Annotated in this window: 23 protein-coding genes and 1 pseudogene; 13 read left to right on the top strand and 11 right to left on the bottom strand. The window is 39.1% G+C overall.

Annotation, left to right across the window (positions count from 1 at the left end; genetic code table 11):
* Window positions 1-6: 6 nt before the first annotated feature.
* Window positions 7-1,683, top strand: coding sequence for an ABC1 kinase family protein (locus tag BMMGA3_RS15895; protein ID WP_003346979.1), 1,677 nt, complete (start codon window positions 7-9; stop codon window positions 1,681-1,683).
* Window positions 1,684-1,785: 102 nt separating this feature from the next.
* On the opposite strand, the pseudogene BMMGA3_RS17630 reads toward BMMGA3_RS15895, so the two are convergent.
* Both BMMGA3_RS17630 and BMMGA3_RS15880 read right to left on the bottom strand, forming a co-directional pair.
* Window positions 1,786-2,552: pseudogene (locus BMMGA3_RS17630) on the bottom strand (RNA-guided endonuclease TnpB family protein); the annotation flags it as partial.
* A gap of 550 nt (window positions 2,553-3,102) precedes the next feature.
* Entirely contained in the window at window positions 3,103-3,543 is a 441-nt protein-coding gene (locus BMMGA3_RS15880) for an OsmC family protein (RefSeq protein ID WP_003346968.1), read from the bottom strand.
* Window positions 3,544-3,903: 360 nt separating this feature from the next.
* On the opposite strand from BMMGA3_RS15880, the gene ytxJ reads away from it, so the two are divergent.
* Together ytxJ and BMMGA3_RS15870 are read left to right on the top strand one after the other, a co-directional pair.
* Window positions 3,904-4,230 (top strand): bacillithiol system redox-active protein YtxJ, encoded by a 327-nt coding sequence (ytxJ, locus tag BMMGA3_RS15875; protein ID WP_003346967.1) that lies wholly within the window; start codon window positions 3,904-3,906, stop codon window positions 4,228-4,230.
* Complete coding sequence (locus tag BMMGA3_RS15870; RefSeq protein WP_003346966.1) at window positions 4,227-4,469, top strand: glutaredoxin family protein; 243 nt, start codon at window positions 4,227-4,229, stop codon at window positions 4,467-4,469. Before ytxJ ends, BMMGA3_RS15870 begins: the two co-directional genes overlap by 4 nt.
* A gap of 376 nt (window positions 4,470-4,845) precedes the next feature.
* Here BMMGA3_RS15870 and BMMGA3_RS18010 read toward each other — a convergent pair whose 3' ends face one another.
* From BMMGA3_RS18010 to pepT, 4 genes are all read right to left on the bottom strand, one after another.
* Window positions 4,846-5,001: a hypothetical protein gene (locus tag BMMGA3_RS18010; protein WP_003346964.1), complete on the bottom strand. Its 156-nt coding sequence runs from the start codon at window positions 4,999-5,001 to the stop codon at window positions 4,846-4,848.
* A 53-nt stretch (window positions 5,002-5,054) separates the two neighbouring features.
* Window positions 5,055-5,594: a GNAT family N-acetyltransferase gene (locus tag BMMGA3_RS15865; protein WP_003346963.1), complete on the bottom strand. Its 540-nt coding sequence runs from the start codon at window positions 5,592-5,594 to the stop codon at window positions 5,055-5,057.
* A 12-nt stretch (window positions 5,595-5,606) separates the two neighbouring features.
* On the bottom strand, window positions 5,607-5,795 hold the full coding sequence (locus tag BMMGA3_RS15860; RefSeq protein ID WP_003346962.1) for a hypothetical protein: 189 nt from the start codon (window positions 5,793-5,795) through the stop codon (window positions 5,607-5,609).
* A 292-nt stretch (window positions 5,796-6,087) separates the two neighbouring features.
* Window positions 6,088-7,320: a peptidase T gene (gene pepT, locus BMMGA3_RS15855; protein ID WP_003346961.1), complete on the bottom strand. Its 1,233-nt coding sequence runs from the start codon at window positions 7,318-7,320 to the stop codon at window positions 6,088-6,090.
* 456 nt (window positions 7,321-7,776) lie between these two features.
* On the opposite strand from pepT, the gene BMMGA3_RS15850 reads away from it, so the two are divergent.
* The 3 genes from BMMGA3_RS15850 (at window position 7,777) to BMMGA3_RS15840 (ending at window position 10,658) form a co-directional block, all read left to right on the top strand.
* Window positions 7,777-8,997 (top strand): ParM/StbA family protein, encoded by a 1,221-nt coding sequence (locus tag BMMGA3_RS15850; protein ID WP_003346958.1) that lies wholly within the window; start codon window positions 7,777-7,779, stop codon window positions 8,995-8,997.
* A 14-nt stretch (window positions 8,998-9,011) separates the two neighbouring features.
* Window positions 9,012-9,638 carry a hypothetical protein gene (locus BMMGA3_RS15845; protein ID WP_003346955.1) on the top strand — a complete coding sequence of 209 codons (627 nt, stop codon included), beginning with the start codon at window positions 9,012-9,014 and terminating at the stop codon, window positions 9,636-9,638.
* A gap of 120 nt (window positions 9,639-9,758) precedes the next feature.
* Entirely contained in the window at window positions 9,759-10,658 is a 900-nt protein-coding gene (locus tag BMMGA3_RS15840; RefSeq protein ID WP_003346947.1) for an NAD(P)/FAD-dependent oxidoreductase, read from the top strand.
* A 105-nt stretch (window positions 10,659-10,763) separates the two neighbouring features.
* Here BMMGA3_RS15840 and BMMGA3_RS15835 read toward each other — a convergent pair whose 3' ends face one another.
* Window positions 10,764-12,305, bottom strand: coding sequence for an FAD-dependent oxidoreductase (locus BMMGA3_RS15835; protein ID WP_003346945.1), 1,542 nt, complete (start codon window positions 12,303-12,305; stop codon window positions 10,764-10,766).
* 270 nt (window positions 12,306-12,575) lie between these two features.
* Between BMMGA3_RS15835 and galU the strand changes: the two genes are divergently transcribed.
* The 6 genes from galU to BMMGA3_RS15805 all read left to right on the top strand — a co-directional run bounded on the left by galU (window position 12,576) and on the right by BMMGA3_RS15805 (window position 18,092).
* The gene (galU, locus tag BMMGA3_RS15830; RefSeq protein WP_003346943.1) at window positions 12,576-13,457 is read left to right on the top strand and encodes a UTP--glucose-1-phosphate uridylyltransferase GalU; all 882 of its coding nucleotides are present in this window, start codon (window positions 12,576-12,578) and stop codon (window positions 13,455-13,457) included.
* 128 nt (window positions 13,458-13,585) lie between these two features.
* Window positions 13,586-14,062 (top strand): Cys-tRNA(Pro) deacylase, encoded by a 477-nt coding sequence (ybaK, locus tag BMMGA3_RS15825; RefSeq protein ID WP_003346941.1) that lies wholly within the window; start codon window positions 13,586-13,588, stop codon window positions 14,060-14,062.
* A 223-nt stretch (window positions 14,063-14,285) separates the two neighbouring features.
* On the top strand, window positions 14,286-15,386 hold the full coding sequence (locus tag BMMGA3_RS15820) for a PRK06851 family protein (RefSeq protein ID WP_003346939.1): 1,101 nt from the start codon (window positions 14,286-14,288) through the stop codon (window positions 15,384-15,386).
* Window positions 15,387-15,454: 68 nt separating this feature from the next.
* Complete coding sequence (locus tag BMMGA3_RS15815; protein ID WP_155815493.1) at window positions 15,455-16,063, top strand: hypothetical protein; 609 nt, start codon at window positions 15,455-15,457, stop codon at window positions 16,061-16,063.
* 138 nt (window positions 16,064-16,201) lie between these two features.
* The gene (locus BMMGA3_RS15810; protein ID WP_034669173.1) at window positions 16,202-16,894 is read left to right on the top strand and encodes a DNA alkylation repair protein; all 693 of its coding nucleotides are present in this window, start codon (window positions 16,202-16,204) and stop codon (window positions 16,892-16,894) included.
* A gap of 109 nt (window positions 16,895-17,003) precedes the next feature.
* A complete protein-coding gene (locus BMMGA3_RS15805; RefSeq protein WP_003346929.1) occupies window positions 17,004-18,092 on the top strand; it encodes a PQQ-dependent sugar dehydrogenase in 1,089 nt (362 codons plus the stop codon).
* Window positions 18,093-18,227: 135 nt separating this feature from the next.
* Here BMMGA3_RS15805 and BMMGA3_RS15800 read toward each other — a convergent pair whose 3' ends face one another.
* The 3 genes from BMMGA3_RS15800 to BMMGA3_RS15790 all read right to left on the bottom strand — a co-directional run bounded on the left by BMMGA3_RS15800 (window position 18,228) and on the right by BMMGA3_RS15790 (window position 20,704).
* Complete coding sequence (locus BMMGA3_RS15800) at window positions 18,228-18,878, bottom strand: TetR/AcrR family transcriptional regulator (RefSeq protein WP_003346928.1); 651 nt, start codon at window positions 18,876-18,878, stop codon at window positions 18,228-18,230.
* A gap of 69 nt (window positions 18,879-18,947) precedes the next feature.
* Complete coding sequence (locus tag BMMGA3_RS15795; protein WP_003346925.1) at window positions 18,948-19,976, bottom strand: ABC transporter permease; 1,029 nt, start codon at window positions 19,974-19,976, stop codon at window positions 18,948-18,950.
* The gene (locus BMMGA3_RS15790; protein ID WP_003346923.1) at window positions 19,973-20,704 is read right to left on the bottom strand and encodes an ABC transporter ATP-binding protein; all 732 of its coding nucleotides are present in this window, start codon (window positions 20,702-20,704) and stop codon (window positions 19,973-19,975) included. Before BMMGA3_RS15790 ends, BMMGA3_RS15795 begins: the two co-directional genes overlap by 4 nt.
* A 301-nt stretch (window positions 20,705-21,005) precedes the next feature.
* On the opposite strand from BMMGA3_RS15790, the gene BMMGA3_RS15785 reads away from it, so the two are divergent.
* On the top strand, window positions 21,006-21,536 hold the full coding sequence (locus BMMGA3_RS15785) for a hemerythrin domain-containing protein (RefSeq protein WP_003346922.1): 531 nt from the start codon (window positions 21,006-21,008) through the stop codon (window positions 21,534-21,536).
* Window positions 21,537-21,655: 119 nt separating this feature from the next.
* Here the strand turns inward: BMMGA3_RS15785 and bshB2 are convergent, their stop codons facing one another.
* On the bottom strand, window positions 21,656-22,354 hold the full coding sequence (gene bshB2 / locus BMMGA3_RS15780; protein WP_003346920.1) for a bacillithiol biosynthesis deacetylase BshB2: 699 nt from the start codon (window positions 22,352-22,354) through the stop codon (window positions 21,656-21,658).
* Between the last annotated feature and the right edge of the window lie 12 nt (window positions 22,355-22,366).

Below are 22,366 nucleotides of genomic sequence, written 5' to 3'. Positions count from 1 at the left end.
TTATTTATGCTCGGTAGGAGAATGAAACACGCCCAACGGTATCAAGAAATCATAAATGCCTTTTTGCGCAATGGTTTAGGCTACATTGTAAAAGACTTAGGCTTGTCAGAAGTCTTGCCCATCCCAATAAAAAAAGTGAACGCAAATGCAGATTTGAACCCAAGGCGGATTGGCGGAAGAGTACGGTCATGCTTGCAAGAGTTGGGCCCTACTTTTATAAAAATGGGTCAAATTGCAAGTACCCGGCGTGATTTAATTCCAGAGTATATTACACAGGAGCTGGAAAAATTACAGGATCGCGTTCCCCCTTTTTCGTTTGATCAAGTGCGGCAAATTATTGAAGAAGAATTAGGAGAAAGCATCGAAACGATTTTTGATGAATTCCATGAAACACCTCTCGCTGCTGCATCGATCGGACAAGTACATTATGCCAGGCTGTATTCCAAAGAGTCAGTAGCGGTAAAAATTCAACGGCCGAACATTCGGAATGTAATCGAAACAGATTTGGAAATACTTGAAGATTTGGCAAGACTAATGGAATTGCGAATGGATTGGGCTAAGAGATGTCAATTAAGGGATATGATTGAAGAGTTTGCAAAATCCTTGCGAACAGAATTAGATTATCGCACTGAGGGACGAAATGCCGAAAAAATTGCCAATCAATTTACTGGCAATTCTACGATCTGTATTCCGAAAATTTATTGGGATTACTCAACGAAAAAAGTTCTTACTATGGGATATATAGAAGGAGTAAGAGTAAATGACCTAAAAAAAATGGGTGAAAAAGGATATAATCGGAAAGTTATTGCTGAAAGATTGGCACAGTCTTTTTTTCATCAAATTTTAATCGAGGGATTTTTTCATGGAGACCCTCATCCAGGTAATGTATTAGTATTGCCTGGTGAAGTGATTGCATTACTGGATTTTGGAATGATGGGCCGTTTGAATCATGACATGAAATACCAGTTTGCGTCTCTTGTAATTTCTTTGAAGCGCGGAAATACTGATGGGATTATTAAAGTCGTTTCACGCATGGGACTAATTCCGGAAGATATTGATATGGAATTATTACGACAAGATATTGATGACTTAAAGGACAAATATTATGACGTTCCATTAAGTCAAATTAGTATTGGGGAAGCTATTAATGACCTATTTACCGTTGCGTTTCATCATCGCATTCGGATTCCTGCCGACTTAACAATACTTGGTAAATCCCTTCTAACTCTTGAAGGAGTTGTAGAATCATTGGATCCGGAGTTTAGCATTATGAATGTGGCAGAACCTTTTGGGGAACGATTGATGAAGGATCGCTTTCATCCAAAAAAACTTGCAGAAAATGCTTGGAGCCATATTGTTGAATACTCAGAAATCATCTCCGATTTGCCTAAAAAGTTAAGAGAAATAACCTCCATTATGCAACAAGGAAAATTACGGATAGAAATTACTATTCCCGAACTTCATCTTTTATTAAAGAAAATGGACAGAATCAGCAACCGTCTTTCATTCAGTATTGTGTTGCTTTCCTTTAGCATAATTATGGTCGGACTTATTATTGGATCATCTATCGGAAGACAATCAACGCTGCTATGGGAAATACCTGCAATTGAACTCGGATTCATTGTTGCTACATTAATGTTTCTTTGGCTGCTTTTTTCTATTTTTAGATCAGGTAAATTTTAAGTCGCCTCCGTCATATGTGATTGAACTACTCACCGCTTAACACCCTGACGGGTTGTTTGAAGCGGGAGATTCCTACGAACACCGAAGTAACCTTCGGTTATCTTAGTAGGCTAGCCCCGCAGTCCCTGCGGTTAGAAGTCTTATGGCTTCATTTTTAAGATTGATACTTGCGTTAATATCTCGATTATGATAGGTTCCGCAAGAAGGACAGTCCCATTCACGCAATCCAAATTTTTAACGTCTTTGTTTTGATAGCCACATTTTGAACAAAGCTGACTGGAAGGAAAGTTTTTTGCAACGGTCACAACTTGTTTGCCATACCATTTTGCTTTGTACTCAATCATGGTTTTGAATTGCGACCATGATGCTTCACTAATTGCTTTGGCAAGAGAATGATTCTTTAACATATTAGCTATAGACAAATCTTCCATTCCGATAATGTCGTGGTTTTTGACAATATCGGTTGAAACCTTGTCTAAAAAATCCCTTCTTGCATTGGCTATTTTTTCATATATACGGGCAACTTTCTTTTTAGCTTTGTACTAATTTCCACCGCCAACGGTTCGTCTACTCATAATCCGTTGTGCTTTTGCTAATTTTTCCCCTAAGGAGCGGAAAAATTTTGGATTGGAGTAAGTTGTTCCATCGGAAAGAATAGCAAAGTCTTTGATTCCCACGTCAACTCCAATAGCTGAACGGGTTTTTGGCCATTCAGTTACTTCTGTCTTTGTACCAAGAGAAACAAAGTATTTGCCAGAAGGATTACGCCGTATTGTTGCATTTAGGATACGTCCTTTCACTTCGCGGCTTTTGGCAAAACGAACAAGACCAAGTTTAGGCAATTTCATGTAGTTGCCTATTAAAGCTATACTATCGGAGATATCACGGCAGCCTTAATTATCTTACTCCTGTTCAGTTTCATGAATTGTATAAGGATGAAGGTTATCCGGAGGATATGGCGATCAGCTTGTAAGCTTCGCAGAGTTACTCCTTCTTCACCTAACCCACCCCTAGATGATGGAACGAAAGGGTCAAGCGAATTGGGCTTGACGATGAAGTGACATCATCTAAAATGGGCTAAGGTGAAGAAGGAAAAACAAAAAGATGAAATAATGCGAAAAGCAAAGAAAATTAAAGTACGTGTCTAAAAAAAGGGGGCCAAGCCGTGATGGCTCATAAATCAGAACGACGGCACATAAAATGGAATCATGGCTCATATATGAAAATAAAGGCTAATAAATCCGAATGAAGGCTCATATATCAAATAAGGGCTCATAAATGAAAATATTAGCTCATATAATTAAAAATTAAAAGGCTCTAAATTCATTTGACAAGATACAGATGCTAGAAATGCAAAAAAATCATATTTCCTTACTATTAAAAAGGAGTGGCAATAAACCACTCCTTTTGCCTTTCCGGCTACTCAGCTTTTTTCCAGTTTGTTACGATTTCAACGTCAGCTGCTTTTAACAAATTAAATACTGGGCAGCGGCTGTCGGTTATTTTTTTCAGTTCCTGAATACGTTCTTCCGATTCACTCGTCTTTATTTCTGCGGAAATTTCTACTTTTTGAAAGTAAGTGCGAACATTTGGATCTCCCTTATAACCGCGTGAATCGAGTTCTCCTTTTACTGAAAAAATAATTCCTTGAAGATCAAAGTTGATCTCTTTAGCCACCATGTTGGCAATGATGTTTTCGCAGCCGATAAGTGCGCCCAAAACTGTTTGAAGCGGATTCGGTCCAGTGTTTTTACCACCTTGGCTTTCCGGTTCATCAATATTAAATGTGTGGGTGCCTGTTGTAATCTTAGAAGTGGATCCTTCAGTAACACCTGAAGCTTTTAATTGTATGCGAGCCATTTACATACCTCCCATGACATACATTATGATAACCAATCTATAAGTTAGTCATGCATATCCTTCCTATGTTAAAGTAAAAATAGACCACAAAGTTGGGGGAAAAAATAGGCATTAATTTTGGAAAAAGAAAAATAATTTTGTAATATCTTTTTAAAGGGACTTTTTGTGGACTATCCTACAGTCATGGCCGTTTTGATGGGGTAATCTTAAAATTTTCAACTTGACCAAATGCTTGAGCGAGGGGGCTGCTGCACTTTTTATCGTGATTGGCAGCCAAACTTTTCATGTGTTCGATCGTGATAAAATTGAGGCTTTTTTGAACACGGTAAAAATATAAATTAATAAAGGAGAGTGGAAACCATGTCAATCAAACAACTTCAAACAATAGAAGATTTTCATCAATTTGTTCAACAACCGGGGAAACAGTTGCTTTTTAAGCACAGCACCACTTGTCCGATCAGTGCGAAAGCCTATGAGGAATTTCAATCATTCCTGAAGGAAACGGACATTTCTGCTGCTGTTGTCCACGTGATTGAAGACCGCCCGGTTTCAAATAAAATTGCTGAGGAATTTGGAATTAAGCATGAATCTCCGCAAATTTTCCTTCTTGAAGATGGAAAAGTACGCTGGGATACTTCCCATTGGAAGATTACGAGGGAATCTATTAGAGAGGCGTTAAACCAATGAACAAACAAGTAATTGTCTATTCTGCACAGGGCTGCAATGAGTGCAATATGGTCAAACAAATGCTTACTCAGGAAGGAATTCCATTTGAAGTTAGAGACGTGTTGGCCAACCCGGAATATCAACAAGAAGTAGAAAAGTTTGGCTTTATGGGAATACCCGTAACTGTCGTTGAAGATCAAGCGGTAAAAGGCTTTAATCCTGATGAGCTGAAAAAGCTGGTGGAATTAGCGCGCAATTAGAGGGTCAGGCACCATCCGTGGACATTTGACTTCAGGTGGTGCCTGACACTTTTTTAAATAAGGCTACTAAAAGATGAATAAAATATGGTGAAATGAAAGCGTAGGAGGCGGGAAAACATGGATAAATCAAGAATTCATCCATTGGTACTATCAAACCTATTTATCAATGTAATTGTGATGGGTATGCTTGCTTATGACAAATACAGCGAAAATCAGATAGGTTATAGCATTACTTTTACAGTCTTATTTTTTTTTTTGTTTCTTTAACAATTTACGGATTGGTGAGGAATAGTAAAATTGACCGAACAAAACGATAAAGAGAATTCTGCTTCTCTTAGATTTTGAACGGTAGCCTTAAAAAATAAAAAAGCCCAGTTCAAGGCTTATTAGAAAGGAAATCTCTGTTTTTCCAAGCGTCTTTTATTAATTTTTGTTTTTCGGATGAAGATTGAGAGATGTGTTTATTATTCTTTATTTCTTTTATAATAGCTTTAGCATCATTTGGGTCTAATTTTTTTCCGTTTAATTCCATAACAGCACCACCAATAGTGTTTTACTACAATTTATACCCTCACTATTAGTGTTTTATACCTCTTCAAGCCAATCATTATCAATTTCAGGGATTAAAAAGCGCATTAAGCACAGCTCAGTTTCTTCATCAACCGTATTCATAAATTCAAATTTTCTTTTTTGATAAAACTCTATGACTTCTGGTTCTGGAACTGCCCAGAGAAAAACATAACGACACCCAAAATGTCTAGAAAGTTCAATGGCTTTACCTACAATAGATTGAAGGATTTTTTCGCCTAATCCTTGTTTTTGATAGGCTTTGTTTACCGCAAGAAATCTAATTTCAATAGCGGGAACTGAATATTCACCGACAAGTCCAAGTTCTTGAGCTTCTTTTTTATTTATATTTAAAGAGGCACAACGCGTTGATATAAATGCAGCAACTCTATCTTTTTCAGTGTCAATTATTGTAGTTGTAGTAGTAAGATTCTTGATGTGGTCATTATAAGCATAGTATGTTTTAGTTAAGTAATCATCTATGTATTTATTTCCGCAAGAAAACCCTTGGACTAAATCATAAACTTTATCCAAGGGTTGGGCCTGAAAAATTTCCATTCGTTTATCACCTTAAAAAATTTTCACTTTTCTATTAAATTTTACGTCTAAGAAATCGCTGGAACGTAAACATTCAATAACAAAGTCTTTTACATCTTCCTTATACTCTCTACTACGATCCTTTTCGATTTCTAATTCGTGAGAAATTGTTAAAATATCTGTTCGATTTAGTTTTAGACTTTTAAAGCGTACTGGTTTCATATAGTCACACCCTTTTTATTAATTATCGTTGAAATAACATAGATAGTAAAGATAAATTAACCAAAAATGGAATAATAAGGTGTATATTCGTGTTATAGATTTTAATGAAAACTGTATAAAAATGTTAAATATAAGAGAAATTCCTTATTGCTTTATTAAAAAATAGCCCTACTTTAGAGGGCTATTTTTTGATAAAGGATGTAAATGTTCGTTATTAATCAATATGGATAGTTAGTTTAACTCATAATGTACGTATAGGACATTTGCCTATTGATGGTGCCTGACACTTTTTTTAAGCTCTTTGTTCAAATAGTTTAATGATCTCAATAATTACATTTGTTGCTTTGATCATGTTATCGACGGAAATATATTCATATTTTCCATGATAGTTTTCTCCGCCTGTAAAAATATTTGGAGTCGGCAATCCCATAAAAGACAGCTGCGAACCGTCTGTGCCGCCGCGGATTGGCTTAATAATTGGCTGAATTCCCAAATTCTTCATTGCCTGATAAGCAATGTCGACAATCTCTTTTACCGGTTCAATTTTTTCTCTCATGTTATAATATTGATCTTTTAACTCCAGAATAATGTTGTCTTTTCCGTAAATTTCTCTAAATTCATTCACAATTTTTTCGATCGTGGCTTTTCTTGCATTGAAGCTGTCCCTATCAAAATCCCTGATTATGTAGTGCAGCTTTGTTTGTTCCACGTCGCCATTGATAGAAATCAAATGATAGAACCCTTCATATCCTTCTGTATATTCAGGTGCCTCACTCGCCGGAAGCTTTCTGTGCAATTCCATGGCGATTTTAGCAGAGTTCACCATCTTCCCTTTGGCTGATCCAGGATGAATGTTTCTTCCTTTAATCGTAATTTTTGCAGCGGCAGCGTTGAAGCTCTCGTACTCTAGTTCTCCGAGCGGACCTCCGTCTACCGTATATGCAAACTTGGCGTTAAAAGCGGCCACATCAAATTTGTGAGGACCTCTGCCAATTTCTTCATCAGGCGTGAAAGCTACTCTTACTTTTCCGTGCTTAATTTCCGGATGGTTTATCAAATAAGCCATTGCTGTCATAATTTCAGCAATGCCGGCTTTGTTATCAGCGCCGAGAAGAGTCGTTCCGTCTGTTGTGATTAACGTGTGGCCCTTATATTGGAGAAGGTTTGGGAAGTCTTTCGGAGACAGCACGATCTGTAATTCTTCATTTAAAACAATATCATTGCCATCATAGCTTTCAACAATTTGCGGTTTAACGCCGGCGCCGGTAAAATCGGTCGCTGTATCAACATGTGCCAAAAATCCGATTGTAGGCACTTGTTTTTCTGTATTGGAAGGGAGTGTTGCCATTACATATCCGTTTTCATCAATTGTCACTTCTTCCATCCCGATCGCTTTTAATTCTTCCACCAGCCTGTTGGCAAGGGTCAGCTGTCCAGGCGTGGAAGGACATGTATTACTCTCATCATTGGACTGCGTGTCTACCTTCACATAAGTAGTAAACCTCTTAATGATTTCATCTTTCAATTTTCCTTCATCTCCCTTTGATTGTTATATTTTTATTTTAACTTAAACAGTTGGAAGACTCCATTGTCTAAGCCGAACGGTAAAGATGAATCGCGTTATTTAACGCTTATAATGAAAGCCATTTCCAGGTTAGGGTTGGGAGTTTTTTAAACTCATGCTCGTTTTTTGCAATTTTTCTGTGTAAACAAAAATGTTTGCATGTTTGCATATTGTTTGCAGATGTAAACATTTTTGTTTGCATGTTTACATATTGTTTACATTTGTAAACATATTTGTTTGCATGTTTGCAAAAGTGTTTGCTTCTATAAAATTCGACATGTTTACAGTTTTGTTTTTAAGTTTACATTCGCGTTTACATGTTTACGTTTTCGTTAATATTTTCCAAGATAATTGAATCCTCTCTCATAGTCATATAAGCTAAACAAAAGGCTAATGATAGAAAGGGAGGATTCTTAAATGAGAAATAGCAGAATTGCAGCTGTAGACGTTGGTAATGATTCTTTAAAAGCGATATTTGGAAAATTCGATTATGAGTTGAACATTCCGAATGTGATTGCTAGAGATATAGAGGACAGGCCAGTAATTGGCATAGACGAATTAGACAGTAAAGATCCATTGGAAGGTATTCATATAAAAGTGCACTCTCCTGCTCTAAATGAAAATAATGTGATTTATCGTGTCGGCCATTTAGCGACAAAAAGCGATAATGCTACCGAATTAGATCCCGGCTCAAGCAAGTCATTGGAGGATCAAACATTGGTCATGCTGTTTGCTTCTCTTGCTTTGGATGCAGCCCGGCCGGAAAATTCCAATGTGTTTCCAAAGTCGAAAAATGTCATCGATGCGAATTATATTTTAGGTACAGGCTTGCCTCTCCGTGAAGTAAAAGAAGGAAAAGATACCGGCTACCGCTCGAAGTTATTAGGCTCTGTTCACCAAGTTGAGTTTTTAATCACTCCTAGATACCAAGGTTTAAAAGTAAATATTAGATTTGACGAAGTGAAGGTGTATCCTGAAGGCTTTGCTGCATTTATAAACCTTGTAATGGATAATGATTTGAACATTATCAATAAAGATTTAATTAATAAAAGAATCCTGATCCAGGATATTGGCGGGTTATCAACGGATATCGCTGTTATTAAAGACCGAAAAGTTGATGATGATAAAGCTCAAGGGTTTAATCTTGGCGTTTCTGAAGCTTTAGAAGCAATCAGGGAAGAGATTCGCTCCCGGCACGGAGTAGAATTGGACAGCCGGCGCGATGTCGTGGAAATTATTACAAAAAAGAATGATCGCAATCATATTATGGTAAGAGGCAGCCGTACAAGTGTCCATGATATTGTTGACCGGATCCTCCTTGATTTGGCGAAAAAGCAGTATCGACTTTTACGAAATATGTGGCAAAAGAATTCCCAGACAGAAATATGTTACTTTGTAGGCGGAGGTTCTATTATTCTAAAAGATTATATTAAAACCCTGAATAATAATTTGGATGGGTACAATATTGATTTTTTTGAAGATGAGAAGGAAAGCATTTGGATGATGGCGAATGCTTATTATAAATTAATTTCAGATTATGTTCGTAGAACAACTGCAGCTAATGAGAAAAAAGGAGAGGAACAAAAAGCTACAGCTAAAGAGAAAAAGGGAGAGGAACAAAAACCTGTGGAGGCTTAAAATAAGGTGATATTATGAGCAAATCAGCATCAAACGGGATTAAAAGGGGCCAAACAATTGCCTTTCGCATACCTTCGGATACTCCTGACCACATTGTCAAACAACTGCAGAAATTGAAAGAAACAGAGAAGAGAAATTTTTCGAGTAAAATTGCTGAATTCGTGATCCAAGGTGTCAGCCAGTCACTTTCTAAAGAACGGGAAACGATTAGCATCCCTCTTCCGCAGAAACTGAACAAAGTTCAGCGGGACTGGCTCAAACATGAGCATTCAGAAGCTTTATTAGGGAGTATCATTTATCAGCTGATTTCCGATCCAGTTCGTTCTGTCTCCCTTCTTGCAGCTTTAAACAGTAAAGCAACTGATATTGATCAAGCTCTTTATTTGCAGGAAGAAGAACCAATGCCTGATTTTGAATTTGACGAACAGTCTGTTTTAAGCTCGGATAAACCTAAAAAACAATCACTTACTGAATCGAATGAAAAAAATACTCAAAAAAATCTAAATGAAATGGAAGACGACTTAGCCAATATTGATTGGGAAAGTATAAATTCACAGTCCGGCATAGAAGATGAAAAGGAAGAAGAGGGAAACGACCTTGATACCCTGCTTGGAGAATTTCTTAATCAGATGAATAAGTGAATGTATATCTTTAAGCCAAAGATCATACAATGGTCTTTGGTTTTTTTATGTGTTGCAGGCCGAAAAAGAGGACACGATAGTAAAGAGAATCCATTGAAATGACAGGGGGGTGCAACGCACATGATATATGATTGTTTAATCATCGGTGGAGGAATTGCCGGTTTGCAAAGCTCCATCCAGCTGGGAAGATATAATCACAATGTGCTTGTCATTGATTCCAACGACGGCCGCTCCAACTTATGCAAGGGCTATAACAATATATTAGGTTGGCCGGACGGCATCAGCGGTCCGAAGCTAAGGGAAATTGGCAAAAAACAGGCTGAAAACTTTGGAGTTCATTTTGTAGATGATAAAATCGAAAAAGCGGAATCGATTGATGGAAATTTTGTTCTGACCGGCAAGGATGGAAAGAAATATGCGGGAAAAAGGCTTTTGATTACAACTGGGGTGAAGGACCGAATTCCAAACTTCCCCTCGCTTTATCCATGTCTTGGGATAAGTGTGTTTGTTTGTCCGGATTGCGATGGCTATGAGGTAAAAAATAAACGAACAATTGTAATGGGATCAGGAAACCCGGGCGCGAATATGGCACTGGCTCTAAATTATTGGACAAAGGAAATTATTTATATTAATCATGAGCAAGCCGAAGTGGATGAAGAGATTTTAGAAAAATTAAAGGCAAAAAATATTGTTTATATGAATGATCCTATGAAAGAAGTGATGGCAAATGGGGAGAATTTTCAAGGGGTGAAGCTTGCGAGCGGGAAAAGTGTAATGAGCAGCCGAGCGTTTCTCGCATTTGGCGGCAATGAAGTCCGGTCAGACCTTGCAAGACAACTTGGAGTGGAAGTCCTCGAAAACAACCATATACTTGTCAATCCAAGAACGAAAATGACGAATATCCAAAACGTTTGGGCGGCCGGAGACGTTGGTGCGCATTCAGAGCTTGTAACCATTGCCATGGGAGAAGGTTCTCAGGCTGCCATATGGATCCATAAAAGTTTATTAGAAACAATTTAGTGAGGAACAGTCCCGCCCTGCTTTAAAGAGTTAGTGGGTCGAGGAACTGTCCTCTGCTTTGCCTTTCATTGCTCATATTGCTTTTTCCATATAGCAATCAAGATACTACATATTATCGATTTGCTTTAAAGGAACTTCCGCAGGGCCTTCGATTACTTCGCCTTTATAAGAAAAACGCGAGCCGTGGCACGGACAGTCCCATGTTCGTTCTCCATTATTCCATTCTAATTCGCAGCCCATGTGCGAACATGTCGTATCTACTACATGGAGCTTGCCGTCTTCGTCTCTGTAAGCTCCGGCTCTTTTGCCATTGACAGCCACAGCCGCTCCTTCGTCATCACCTAAATCTTCTGGGTGCTTTGAAGGGAGCTCAAGTTTGCCTTCAATAAGATCTTTTGCAACCTGTACATTTTGCGATACTAGATTCTTTAAGCTTGGATCAGCATTAAATCTGGATGGTGTAAATAATTTTTCATATCGGTTTTCTTTTTTCAAAATGAGGTCCGTAACTAACATAGCAGCTGCCGTTCCGTTTGTCATTCCCCATTTCCGGTAGCCAGTTGTGACGTAAATATTTGGATTGTTCGAAGTGATTGGTCCAATATAAGGAACTTTGTCCAATGTAATTAAATCCTGGGCAGACCATCTGTATGGGATTTCCTTTATGCCGAATGTTTCTTCAGCAAATGCTTCAAGAGCTTCGTAGTGTTTAATCGTGTTAATGGCATGTCCGGTCTTATGGCTTTCGCCGCCGAACAAGATGAGTTTTTCTCCATCTAACTCAGCATAACGGAGAGACCGGGTCGGCTGTTCAGCGTTTATATACATTCCGCCTGGATATTCTTTCTCTGTTTTTACCCCGAGAACATACGAACGTTCCGCATACATCCTCGCAAAATATCCGCCGGTTTTTTCAAAGAATGGAAAATGGGAAGAGATGATGACATTTCGACAAGTGATCTTATGGCCATCTCTTGTTATGACAACGGGCTGTTCGCCTTTTTCGATGTCAACGGCAGTTGTATTTTCGTATATGCTGCAGTTGTTTTTAGATAGATATTCGACAAATCTAGATAAATATTTCAAAGGGTGGAATTGTGCTTGTTTTTTCATGACAAGTGCTGACTTCATTTTTACTGGAATCGGAATTTCAGACAGAAATTCGCCGTCAATCCCCAGTTTTTCATAAGCTTTCAATTCATTGATAATTTTTTGCGTATAGCTGCTCGAGTTTGTATAAATATAGGCATCTTCTTCGTTTAAATCACAATCAATTTGCTGATCTTTTACGGTATTCTTTATAAATGTTATTGCATCCATGTTTGCTTGATAATAAAGCTTTGCTTTCTCTGCTCCAAAGTGGTTGATCAATTCATCATAAATCAGACCATGCTGGGCTGTGATTTTAGCAGTCGTATGGCCGGTTGTTCCATTTAAAATTCTTCCGGCATCTAATAGGACAACTTGAAGTCCCTCTTTTACGAGCAAATAAGCGGCAGTGATCCCGGTAATTCCGCCGCCGACAATGACAACATCTGCTTCTCTGTCACCGGACAGTTTTTGAAATGAGGGAAGATTGGTAGATTTCCTCCAATACGGTTCGGGAAACTGAGGCATTGTTTTGCTAACTTTATCATTTTCAGCCATTATTCTACCTCCATAAAAAGCGGTATTCATGTAATTGTATCTGCACTTTAAGGCCAATGTGCACAAATTGCTCTCTCTGTTACCACTATTTCCCTAACGCAAGAAAGTTATTCATTTAATGTCGCGCTTTGTTGCTTTAAAGCATAGCGGGACTGGTCCGTGTAAGTAAGAGAAGATCCCTTTGGAATCATTTATTCTTCTTAATCATCATATTTTTGGTAACAAGGTATCTTTAATGTTGTTTAATAAAATATTTCAGGGGGTAAAGAGATGAAAATCAGCAAAGCAATTATTCCGGCCGCAGGACTCGGCACCCGCTTTTTGCCTGCAACGAAAGCGCAGCCGAAAGAAATGCTGCCAATTGTTGATAAACCTACGATTCAATATATCGTTGAAGAGGCCGTCCAATCAGGAATTGAAGATATTATGATCATCAGTGGAAGAGGAAAAAGAGCAATTGAAGACCACTTTGATAAATCATATGAACTGGAAGAAACACTTGCCAAAAAAGGTAAAACAGATCTCCTCGCCGAAATCCGCTCCATTTCAAATCTTGCTAATATTCATTATGTCAGACAGAAAGAGCCAAAAGGATTGGGGCATGCAATTTATTGTGCAAAAAGCTTTATTGGCAATGAACCATTTGCAGTTTTGCTTGGAGATGACATTGTAGAAGCAGAGGTTCCGTGCTTGAAGCAGATTATTGAAATATATCAAAATTACAAAGGAACTGTTATAGGTGTGCAGCCGGTTAAGGATGAGGATGTTTCAAAATATGGAATAATTGAGCCGGAATATGTTGTTGAGGAAAAAGTTTTTAAAGTGAAAAGCCTTGTTGAAAAACCGGCTATTGGCACTGCTCCGTCAAAATTTGCGGTTATGGGCCGGTATATTTTAGAACCCGAAATTTTTGATATCTTAAAATCCTTGCCTCCGGGAACAGGAGATGAAATCCAGTTAACAGATGCAATTCGTCAGCTTGCTCTTTTTAAACCAGTTTTTGCCCATGTTTTTAAAGGACAGCGCTACGATGCCGGAGATAAATTAGGCTTTATAAAAGCGACGATAGAGATAGGTTTAAAGCGGGAGGATTTAAAAGATCAATTAACACAGTATTTAAATGAGTTAATCAATGAAAAGAAGAGAAAATAATGGAGAATATCGCGCCGATTGCGGCTTTGTGCAGTCGGCACGGATTCAGTATATGTGCCTTCTTTTTGAAATAAAAAATACGAATGCTAAAATAAATATAGGAAAACAAGCAAGGGAGCAACGAAAGAATGGCACAGACAAAAACGAACGCGATGCGAATACTCGACGCTAAGAAAATCGATTACCAAATTTCTACATACGAGAATAAAGATGGAAAAATTGACGGGGTTTCCGTTGCTGAAAAAATTAATAAAGATCCGCGGCAAGTATTTAAAACGCTGGTAGCGCAGGGAACAAGCAAGGAAGTATATGTATTTATCATCCCGGTAGCAGAAGAATTGGATTTGAAAAAAGCAGCCAAAGCCGCCGGAGAAAAGAAAGTAGACCTCGTTCCTGTAAAAGATATTCAAAAATTAACAGGTTATATCAGAGGAGGCTGTTCCCCTATCGGAATGAAGAAACACTATAAAACATTCCTTGAAGCAACAGCCTCTGAATGGGAGACGATTGTTGTCAGTGCTGGGAAAATCGGCGTGCAAATGGAACTAGCAGTCGATGATCTTTTAACAGTGACGGAAGGGACACTAGCAGATTTAAAAAAATAAGTAAAAGAGGTTGTCTCTAAAGGGTCTGACCCCATGTGTATTATCAATATATAGCACATTTATCCAACATTATGTCCTATATATTGTTTTATGGGGTCTGACCCTCAGGTTTTTGAGACGGCCTCTTTTTTTTGTACTCATGGGCATTCACCTATTTGTTAACCTTTGCATATTTTAATGGATGAAAGATCAGTTCAGGAAACGAATAGAGGGAGTGCTGATAGTGGCAGGTAAAGTTTTGAATTATTATGCCGGCGGAAATACAGCCCGTGGTTTTCATAGCTTATTCGAATCAAATTTGCAGCATTTAGACCGTTTGTTCATTTTGAAAGGCGGACCGGGAACAGGTAAATCGTCGATAATGAAAAAAGTGGGCGCAGAATGGCTTGAAAAAGGATATACAATCGAATATATCCATTGTTCTTCTGATAATAATTCCATTGATGGTGTGATCATTCCGAAGTTAAAAGCAGGAATTGTTGATGGAACCGCTCCCCATGTGATTGAGCCGAAAGTGCCGGGAGCGATTGAGAATTATATTAATTTAGGGGAAGCATGGGATGCAGATGTTCTTTCCGTCCAAAAAAAGGAAATTCAGAAACATACAAATAACATCAGCAAGGCGTTTGAATCAGCATATGCCGTATTTAAAGAGGCATTAAAAATTCACGATGATTGGGAGAAAATTTATATCGAGAATATGGACTTTGAAAAAGCGAACAAATTGACCGGCAGTCTCCTTGAAGCTTTTTTCGGAAACATCGTGCTTAATAAGAAATCGATTGTAAAGCATCGTTTCCTCGGGGCAGCAACGCCGCAAGGAGCGGTTGATTTTGTTCAGAATTTAACCGAAGATGTTCCGAAAAGGTATTTTATTAAAGGGCGGCCTGGCTCAGGGAAATCAACGCTTTTGAAAAAAATAGCTGCAAAAGCAGAGGAAACTGGATTTGACGCGGAAGTGTACCATTGTGGCTTTGATCCGAACAGTCTTGATATGGTAATTATTCGGGAGCTCGGCATTTGCATTTTTGACAGCACTGCTCCACATGAATACTTCCCAAGCAGGGAAGGCGACGAGATAATCGATATGTATAAAAGCATTATTGAACCAAGCACGGACGAAATATTTGCTGACAAAATTGAAGCGTTGTCAAAGCAATACCGGTTCAAGATGAAAGAGGCTACTTCCTATTTAAAATTGGCAAAGTCTTTACATGATGAGCTTGAGAAAATATATGTTCAAGCTATGGATTTTTCGAAGGTTGACCGGCTCACAGAAAAAATTTCAATTGAGTTTAAGAGAATGGCTGAAATAACGGTATAAATTCTTTTTTCACTAAAATAGGCGTTTTGCATACATTACAAGGAAAACCTTTGAAAGGGGATTTAAAATTGAATAATTATCCACACTTCCCGACAGCTTTCCCGAATTTCTCAGCTCAAGATGGAGTACGTCAATTTAATACTTTGCCATTCTCAGAAGGCGAGCATGGATATCCGACAGCCTCGCCATATGGTTCTTCCGGATATCCTTCCGATGATTTCGGAAGCTATCCTTTTCCTAGAGTGCAACAGGGATATCCTTCAACTCCGCCATATAGCACTCCTGGAATTCCTTCCGAAGGCTTCGGAAGTTATCCGTACCCCGGAGGCCAGCATGGATATCCGACAGCCCCGCCATCTGGTACTCATGGATATCCTTCCCATGATTTTGGAGGCGCTCCATTCCCGGGCGGAGGCCAGCAAATAGGAGGAGCGCCAACATCGCCGCCGCCATCGTTTATTCCGCAGCAATCTGTCTCCCTCCAGGCGGTTGACCCAGGAGCGATAAGACGCTGTTTATATCGTTTTACTTTTATTTGGTTAAATAACGGACGCAGTTTCTGGTTTTATCCAACCTTTGTTGGCAGAAATTCTGTAGCGGGCTTTCGCTGGAGAGGAAACCAATGGGTGTATTACGGAACAGACTTGCAAAGAATCCGTTCGTTCCAATGTTTCTAGAAAAGAAAAAGAGCACCATGGGTCTGACCCTCATTGCTATAATGCGATGGGGGTCAGACCTTTTAATTTCATTGGAAATGTCAGGTGAAACATCTTAAAATGGAAATATATAGCGGGGGACAAGACCCCGAAAGGAGAATGAAATTGATAAATAAGTTAAAAGAAATGATGGAATTGAATCGCAATGGTGTGAACGCTGCGGCGATGGAGAAATATATGAAGGGGCACTTTCCGTTTTTAGGGATCAAAAAACCGGAAAGAACAAAGATAGAAAAAGAATTTTTTAAGAAAACAGGCATTTTAAATGAGCCCTTTGATCCTGAATTTGTCAAAGAGCTCTGGAAATTGCCGGAACGAGAGTATCAATATACAGCTTTAACATATATTGAGAAATCGTTGAAAAAACTTAGCAAAGAACACTTAAATCTAATGGAATTCTTGATTACGGAAAAATCCTGGTGGGATACCGTTGATATGCTTGCGCAAAAAGCGGTTGGCAAGATTGCAGCTGATTACCCTGTGATCATCTCAGAAACAATTGAAAAATGGGCCGGAAGCCATCATTTATGGCTGAAAAGAACGGCTATTTTGTTTCAGTTGAAATATAAGGAAAAAACAAATGAAGAGCTTCTTTATCGATACATTAAAATGAATGCTGACAGTAAGGAATTTTTTATACAAAAAGCGATCGGCTGGGCGCTCCGGGAATATTCGAAGACAAATCCCGATTCCGTCAGACATTTCATTGAAAACAATCGTCTGGCTCCTTTAAGTGTTCGTGAGGGAAGCAAATATTTATATAGAAATGAGCGCAATCAAAGTAATTTTTGAAATTCTGAAAGAAGCAATGCAAAAAAAAGGAAAAGGAGAGAAGGGCAATTCTCCTCATCTAAACGCAACTACAATTACTTTATAAAGAGGTCTCCTTGCCCGAAAAACGATGAAAAAAATCTTATTATCGTTGAGTCTTTTACTGCTGTTGTTCGGGTGTTCGAATAATCGGGAGAAAGAAGAAGGTCAACTCCCCGCTGATTCTAGCGAACAGGAAACCGTGAGCGCCGTGATTCAACCGGATATCATTGCCGATCGGCTGGAAATTCCTTGGTCTATTAACAAGACCGGGAACACTTTTTACATAAGCGAGAGAACAGGAAGGATCGTAAAAATTGAAAATGGCCAAACAGAGAGACAAGAGGTCAAGTTAGAAAAACAGCTTGCCAGTGCAGAGGAAGCAGGATTGCTCGGCTTTATGCTTGACCCTGATTTCTCTGAAACGAAAAAAGCTTTTGCCTATTACACATACGAAGACAAAAACGGCCAGTACAATCGGATCATTGAACTCGTTTTGCAAGATGGGGCTTGGAGAGAACGGCGTGTTTTGCTTGATCAAATCCCGAGCGGCCCATTCCATCATGGTGGAAGACTGGAAATTGGCCCTGACGGCAAGCTGTATGCTACTGCAGGAGACGGTGCCGCCAATCCGGAAACTGCCCAGGATCCTAGATCTCTAGGTGGAAAAATTTTGCGGCTCAATCTTGATGGATCCATTCCTGATGATAATCCGATTTCCGGTTCCTACACCTACAGCTACGGTCACCGAAATCCTCAGGGGCTTGCCTGGAGCCCTGATGGAACCCTGTATGAAAGTGAACACGGACCGTCTGGCCACGATGAAATTAACCTTATAAAAGCAGGTGGAAACTATGGATGGCCTGTCATTCAAGGCGAAGAAAAGAAAGAAGGAATGACTCCGCCTCTCTTTCAATCCGGTGAAGATACATGGGCGCCATCCGGTATGGTTTATCGTAATGGCAAACTTTACGTTGCAACATTGCGGGGGAACGCTGTAAGAGAGTTTGATTTAGAAAAAAGGACGACAAGAGAAGTTGTCAGCGGCCTTGGACGAATCCGCGATGTCTTTATTGATGGAAACGATCTTTACTTTGTCAGCAATAACACAGACGGCCGCGGAACCCCTGATGTGGACGATGATAAACTATATAAAATATCACTGTCTGATTTGAAATAACAAGGCGCTAAAGCGGAACAATTCAACAAACTCAAAAATATTTAACTGCATTAACAAACTAAAGGCCTGGCTGCTATTGTGCATCCAGGCCTTTAATATTTTAAAGCACAGTGGGGCCAGACCCTCTTAATAAGTTTAGTTTTTTGGTTTCAATCCATGCATGATGAAATCGATGGTCCGTTCAATTTCAGCCTCGTCATCCCAATCTGCTTCCGGAAATAACAGATAACGACCAAACAAATAGCCGAAAATAGAAGAAACAACAAGCCTGACAATGCTGTAGGCAGGAAGTTCGATAATCTGCCCTCTATCCTGATAATGTTTAATAAGCTCTGAGAACCGTTCATAGACCTTATTTACGATATGTTCTTTAAACAATGCTTTCAGTTCAGGGTGAAAAGGAATCTCTTGGATAAAAATTTTAAACATCGGCAAGTTGTTCTTTAAAAACTCTGCCCGGTTTTCAATCATTGCTTTTAAAAAATCTTCAAATCGCTCAAACTGCTGGTCAAGGACTTTATATAAATCTTTAATGACGAATGGCGCAATGAATTTCGCTATCATCGGGGCGACAATGGATACAAGTAAATCTTTTTTCGTTTTATAATGCCTGAAAATGGTGCCTTCGGCGACTCCTGCTTTTTTGGCTATTTCACTTGTTGAAGTTGCTGCATAGCCCTTTTCAGAAAAAGACTCAATTGCCGCAATGATTATTTTTTTCTGTTTTTCTGTCAGCCCTTCTTCATCCTCAAAAAGTTCTTCCATTATAAAATCTCTGTTGTACATCATGTGCTCCTTCAAAGTAAATATACATTTTTTATTTTATAAAGATTAATACGGAAAAAGCCAGCGTTCTTAAATCTTCCTGTACTTCTTTAACGCAAAAATATTTAACGTGATAAATATGGCAGAAAAACCTGCAAGGACGAGTAAATCAACATAAATATCATTCCAGCCGTATCCCCTAACCATGACATCTCGGAGTGCATCCGCGCCATAATAGAGCGGAGTGAACGGTCCAATCCAGCTTAACCATTTGGAAATGGTTTCAAGGTTAAACAATCCGGAGAAGAAAATTTGCGGCACTACGACGATCGGAATGAATTGAATCATTTGCAATTCATTATTTGCAAATGCCGACAGAAAGATTCCAAGTGTTAAAGCTGTCAAGGACAAAAGCAAAGTGATCAGCAAGACATAGCCAAATGACCCTTCCATTAACATACCGAGGACATAAATGGCGTACCAAGCAATAATCCCAGCCTGAAGCATCGTAAAAATTCCAAAGCCGAGAATATAACCAGTGAGTATTTCCCAGCGGCGCAGCGGGCTTGATAGAAGCCTTTCCAACGTACCGGTTGTTCTTTCCCTTAAGAATGAAACTCCGGCAATCAAGAATACGAAGAAAAAGACAAAAAATCCGAGCAGCACCGGCCCAAAGTAATCAAACTGCCCCATATCTTTGGACCCATGCAAATAGCTGATGTATGGTTCCATTGTTGTTCCAGTTTGCTGAAGAGGCTTGAATGCTTCTTGGAACCATTTTAAAACAGCTCCATTGACACTAGGGTCGCTTCCTTCGAGCATGATGGACGGGATTTGCCGATCAAACACAATGTAAGCGTCCAGCTTTTTTTCCTCAAGTTCTTTTTTTGCTAGTTTACTATTTTTATAATTTGATAGATGCGCATTTTGTAAGTTTAATTGATCTTGAACAGCCTGTGGAACATTGACGAGTCCGATTTTCGGCTCGTAGTCCTTTCCGTTAAAAACGAGATGAAGCATTGTCAGAACTAAAATCGGGGCAAAAATCATTAAAGCCATAGTTCGTTTGTCGCGGATAAATTGCCGTAAAATACGGATGATCAGCGCACCTACTCTCATGACTCCACACCTCCATATACTAGAAAGGCTTCTTCAAGAGTTGCAGTATTTGTGTTTATCTTCAATTCATCAGGGGTTCCGACTGCGATTAGTTCCCCGTTGCGAATCATTCCGAGCCGGTCACATTTTTCCGCTTCATCCATCACATGTGTGGTAACAATTAATGTTGTGCCTTTTTTCTTAAGATCATAAAAAGAGTTCCAAATGTTTTTTCTGAGAACCGGATCAATGCCGACAGTAGGCTCATCAAGGATAAGAAGTTCGGGCTCATGAAGCAGGGCAATCGCCAGCGATAAACGCCGTTTCATTCCGCCTGAATAATTGGAAACGAGTTTGTTGAGATGCTCTGATAACTCGACAATTTCCATCACTTCTTTTATTCTTGTTTGACGCCGCTTTCCTTTTAATCCATATAGTGCTGCAAAGAATTCAAGGTTTTCTTTTGCTGAAAGTTCCCCGTATAACGCATCGGATTGAGCCATATAACCGATTCTTTCAATAAGAGACAAAGAAGGCATCCGTTTTTGAAAAACAAAATTTTCTCCGCTTGTTGGCAAATCAAGCCCCACCAGCTGCTTTACGAGTGTTGTTTTGCCTGCACCGGATGGGCCAAGAAGGCCGAATATTTCCCCGCGAATAATTTCCAGGTTAATATCTTTTAAGACATTCTGTTTACCGAATGACTTAAAAACATTCCTTGTGGAAACAATGACTTCATCATTTCGCATAGTTTCACCTCATTTTTTAATGTGAGTAATCACTCACTTACAGATTAAATTGAAATAGAAAGTTTGTAAAGTGAGTAATCACTCATTTTTGAAAAAGTTTTTTGCATCAATACAACAGATTTTTCTAATCGGTCTAACGAAACCCCAACTGGCCAACTCGATATTTTCATCGCTTGATTTCTGTATTCAAATATATAAAATGAAAAAACATATTGAAAGGGCATTCAGTGATGAAAGTCACATCATTTCTTTGAAATCATTTATACAATAAGAAACATAGACATTTTAGGAGGTAATCGCGATGGAATTTTCTCCTTGCCATATGTTGCAAAATGGTTCGGTAGCTTTATGTCCTGCTCTTCAGCAATTAGTAGCTGAGCATGGACCATTAAATGAGGAAAAACAGGCATTATTTGATGCTGCGAAGCAAATTGGAAATAATGATGAACAATCGAATTGGAAAGAAGAATTATTGCAGCTGCGCGAAAAAGTAACATTATTTCTTTCTCATCTTGACCCGCATTCGGAGCGTGAAGAAGGCGTACTGTTTCCAATGATGTCGAAGTATATCGGAAACACGACTGGTCCTATTGCAGTAATGGAGTATGAACACGACCAAGCAAAACGGAATATTGCCGCATTTCTTGAAAAAACAAAAATGTTAGATGAGGAAGTGAACAAGGAGGAGGCAAAAGAATTAGCTTCCTATGTCATCAACGCATATTTGATTTTAACTGAGCATTTTATGAAAGAAGAAAATGTCCTCTTCCCTATGGCTGAACAGATGCTATCTGATGAGGAAAAAGAAGAACTTGCAAAACATCTAATGTAAAGTAAAGAAGCTGACCGATCATATTTGACCTCACATACAGAGGTTGTCGCTTGTTTTCGGTCAGCTTTTCTTCAACTGGCGGAGCAGGGGAGGTTAGACACCGCCCTCCTGCTCGTTTTTTACAAAGGCGGATGAAAAGTATTTGTTGGAGCAGAAAAATTATACGTCCAAAATCTTTCGTTTTGCAGCCAAGCGAGAACTTGTGGATCATTCTTTTTCAGTTTTTCCTCCATTTCTGCTGTCATAGCCTGCGTTTGTGACTTATGGGCTTTCATAGCTTTCATTTTTATATCTTTTACTGCACTGACATCATTCACGATATCCGGTGGCCCCAATTCCTCCTCGCAATTGTTGGAGAAGGCAACGCAATGGAGTTTCGGCCGGTCTTGTTCCGGTATCCGCTCAACTGCTCTGACAACTGCGGCACCTGTTGCATCATGGTCGGGGTGTACAGAATAGCCAGGATAAAACGTGATAATTAACGATGGATTTAATTCCTCAATGAGAGAAGATATCATTTTCGTCAATTTCTCTTCATCCTCAAACTCAATCGTTTTATCTCTTAATCCCATCATTCTTAAGTCTTTAATGCCGAGAATTTTTGCAGCTTCCTGAAGCTCCTGCTTTCGGATTTTCGGAAGACTCTCCCTGTTAGCAAACGGGGGATTTCCCATATTCCGCCCCATTTCTCCGAGTGTCAGACATGCATATGTTACAGGTATCCCATTTCGGGTATATGAGGCAATTGTGCCGGAAACACCAAATGCTTCATCGTCAGGATGGGGGAAAACAATTAATATTTGCCGTTCATTCTCCACTTTTATGCTCCT

The organism is Bacillus methanolicus MGA3 (assembly GCF_000724485.1).
In the GTDB taxonomy this organism is placed as follows: domain Bacteria; phylum Bacillota; class Bacilli; order Bacillales; family Cytobacillaceae; genus Bacillus_Z; species Bacillus_Z methanolicus_A.
This window is presented reverse-complemented; position numbering and strand designations above follow the sequence as displayed.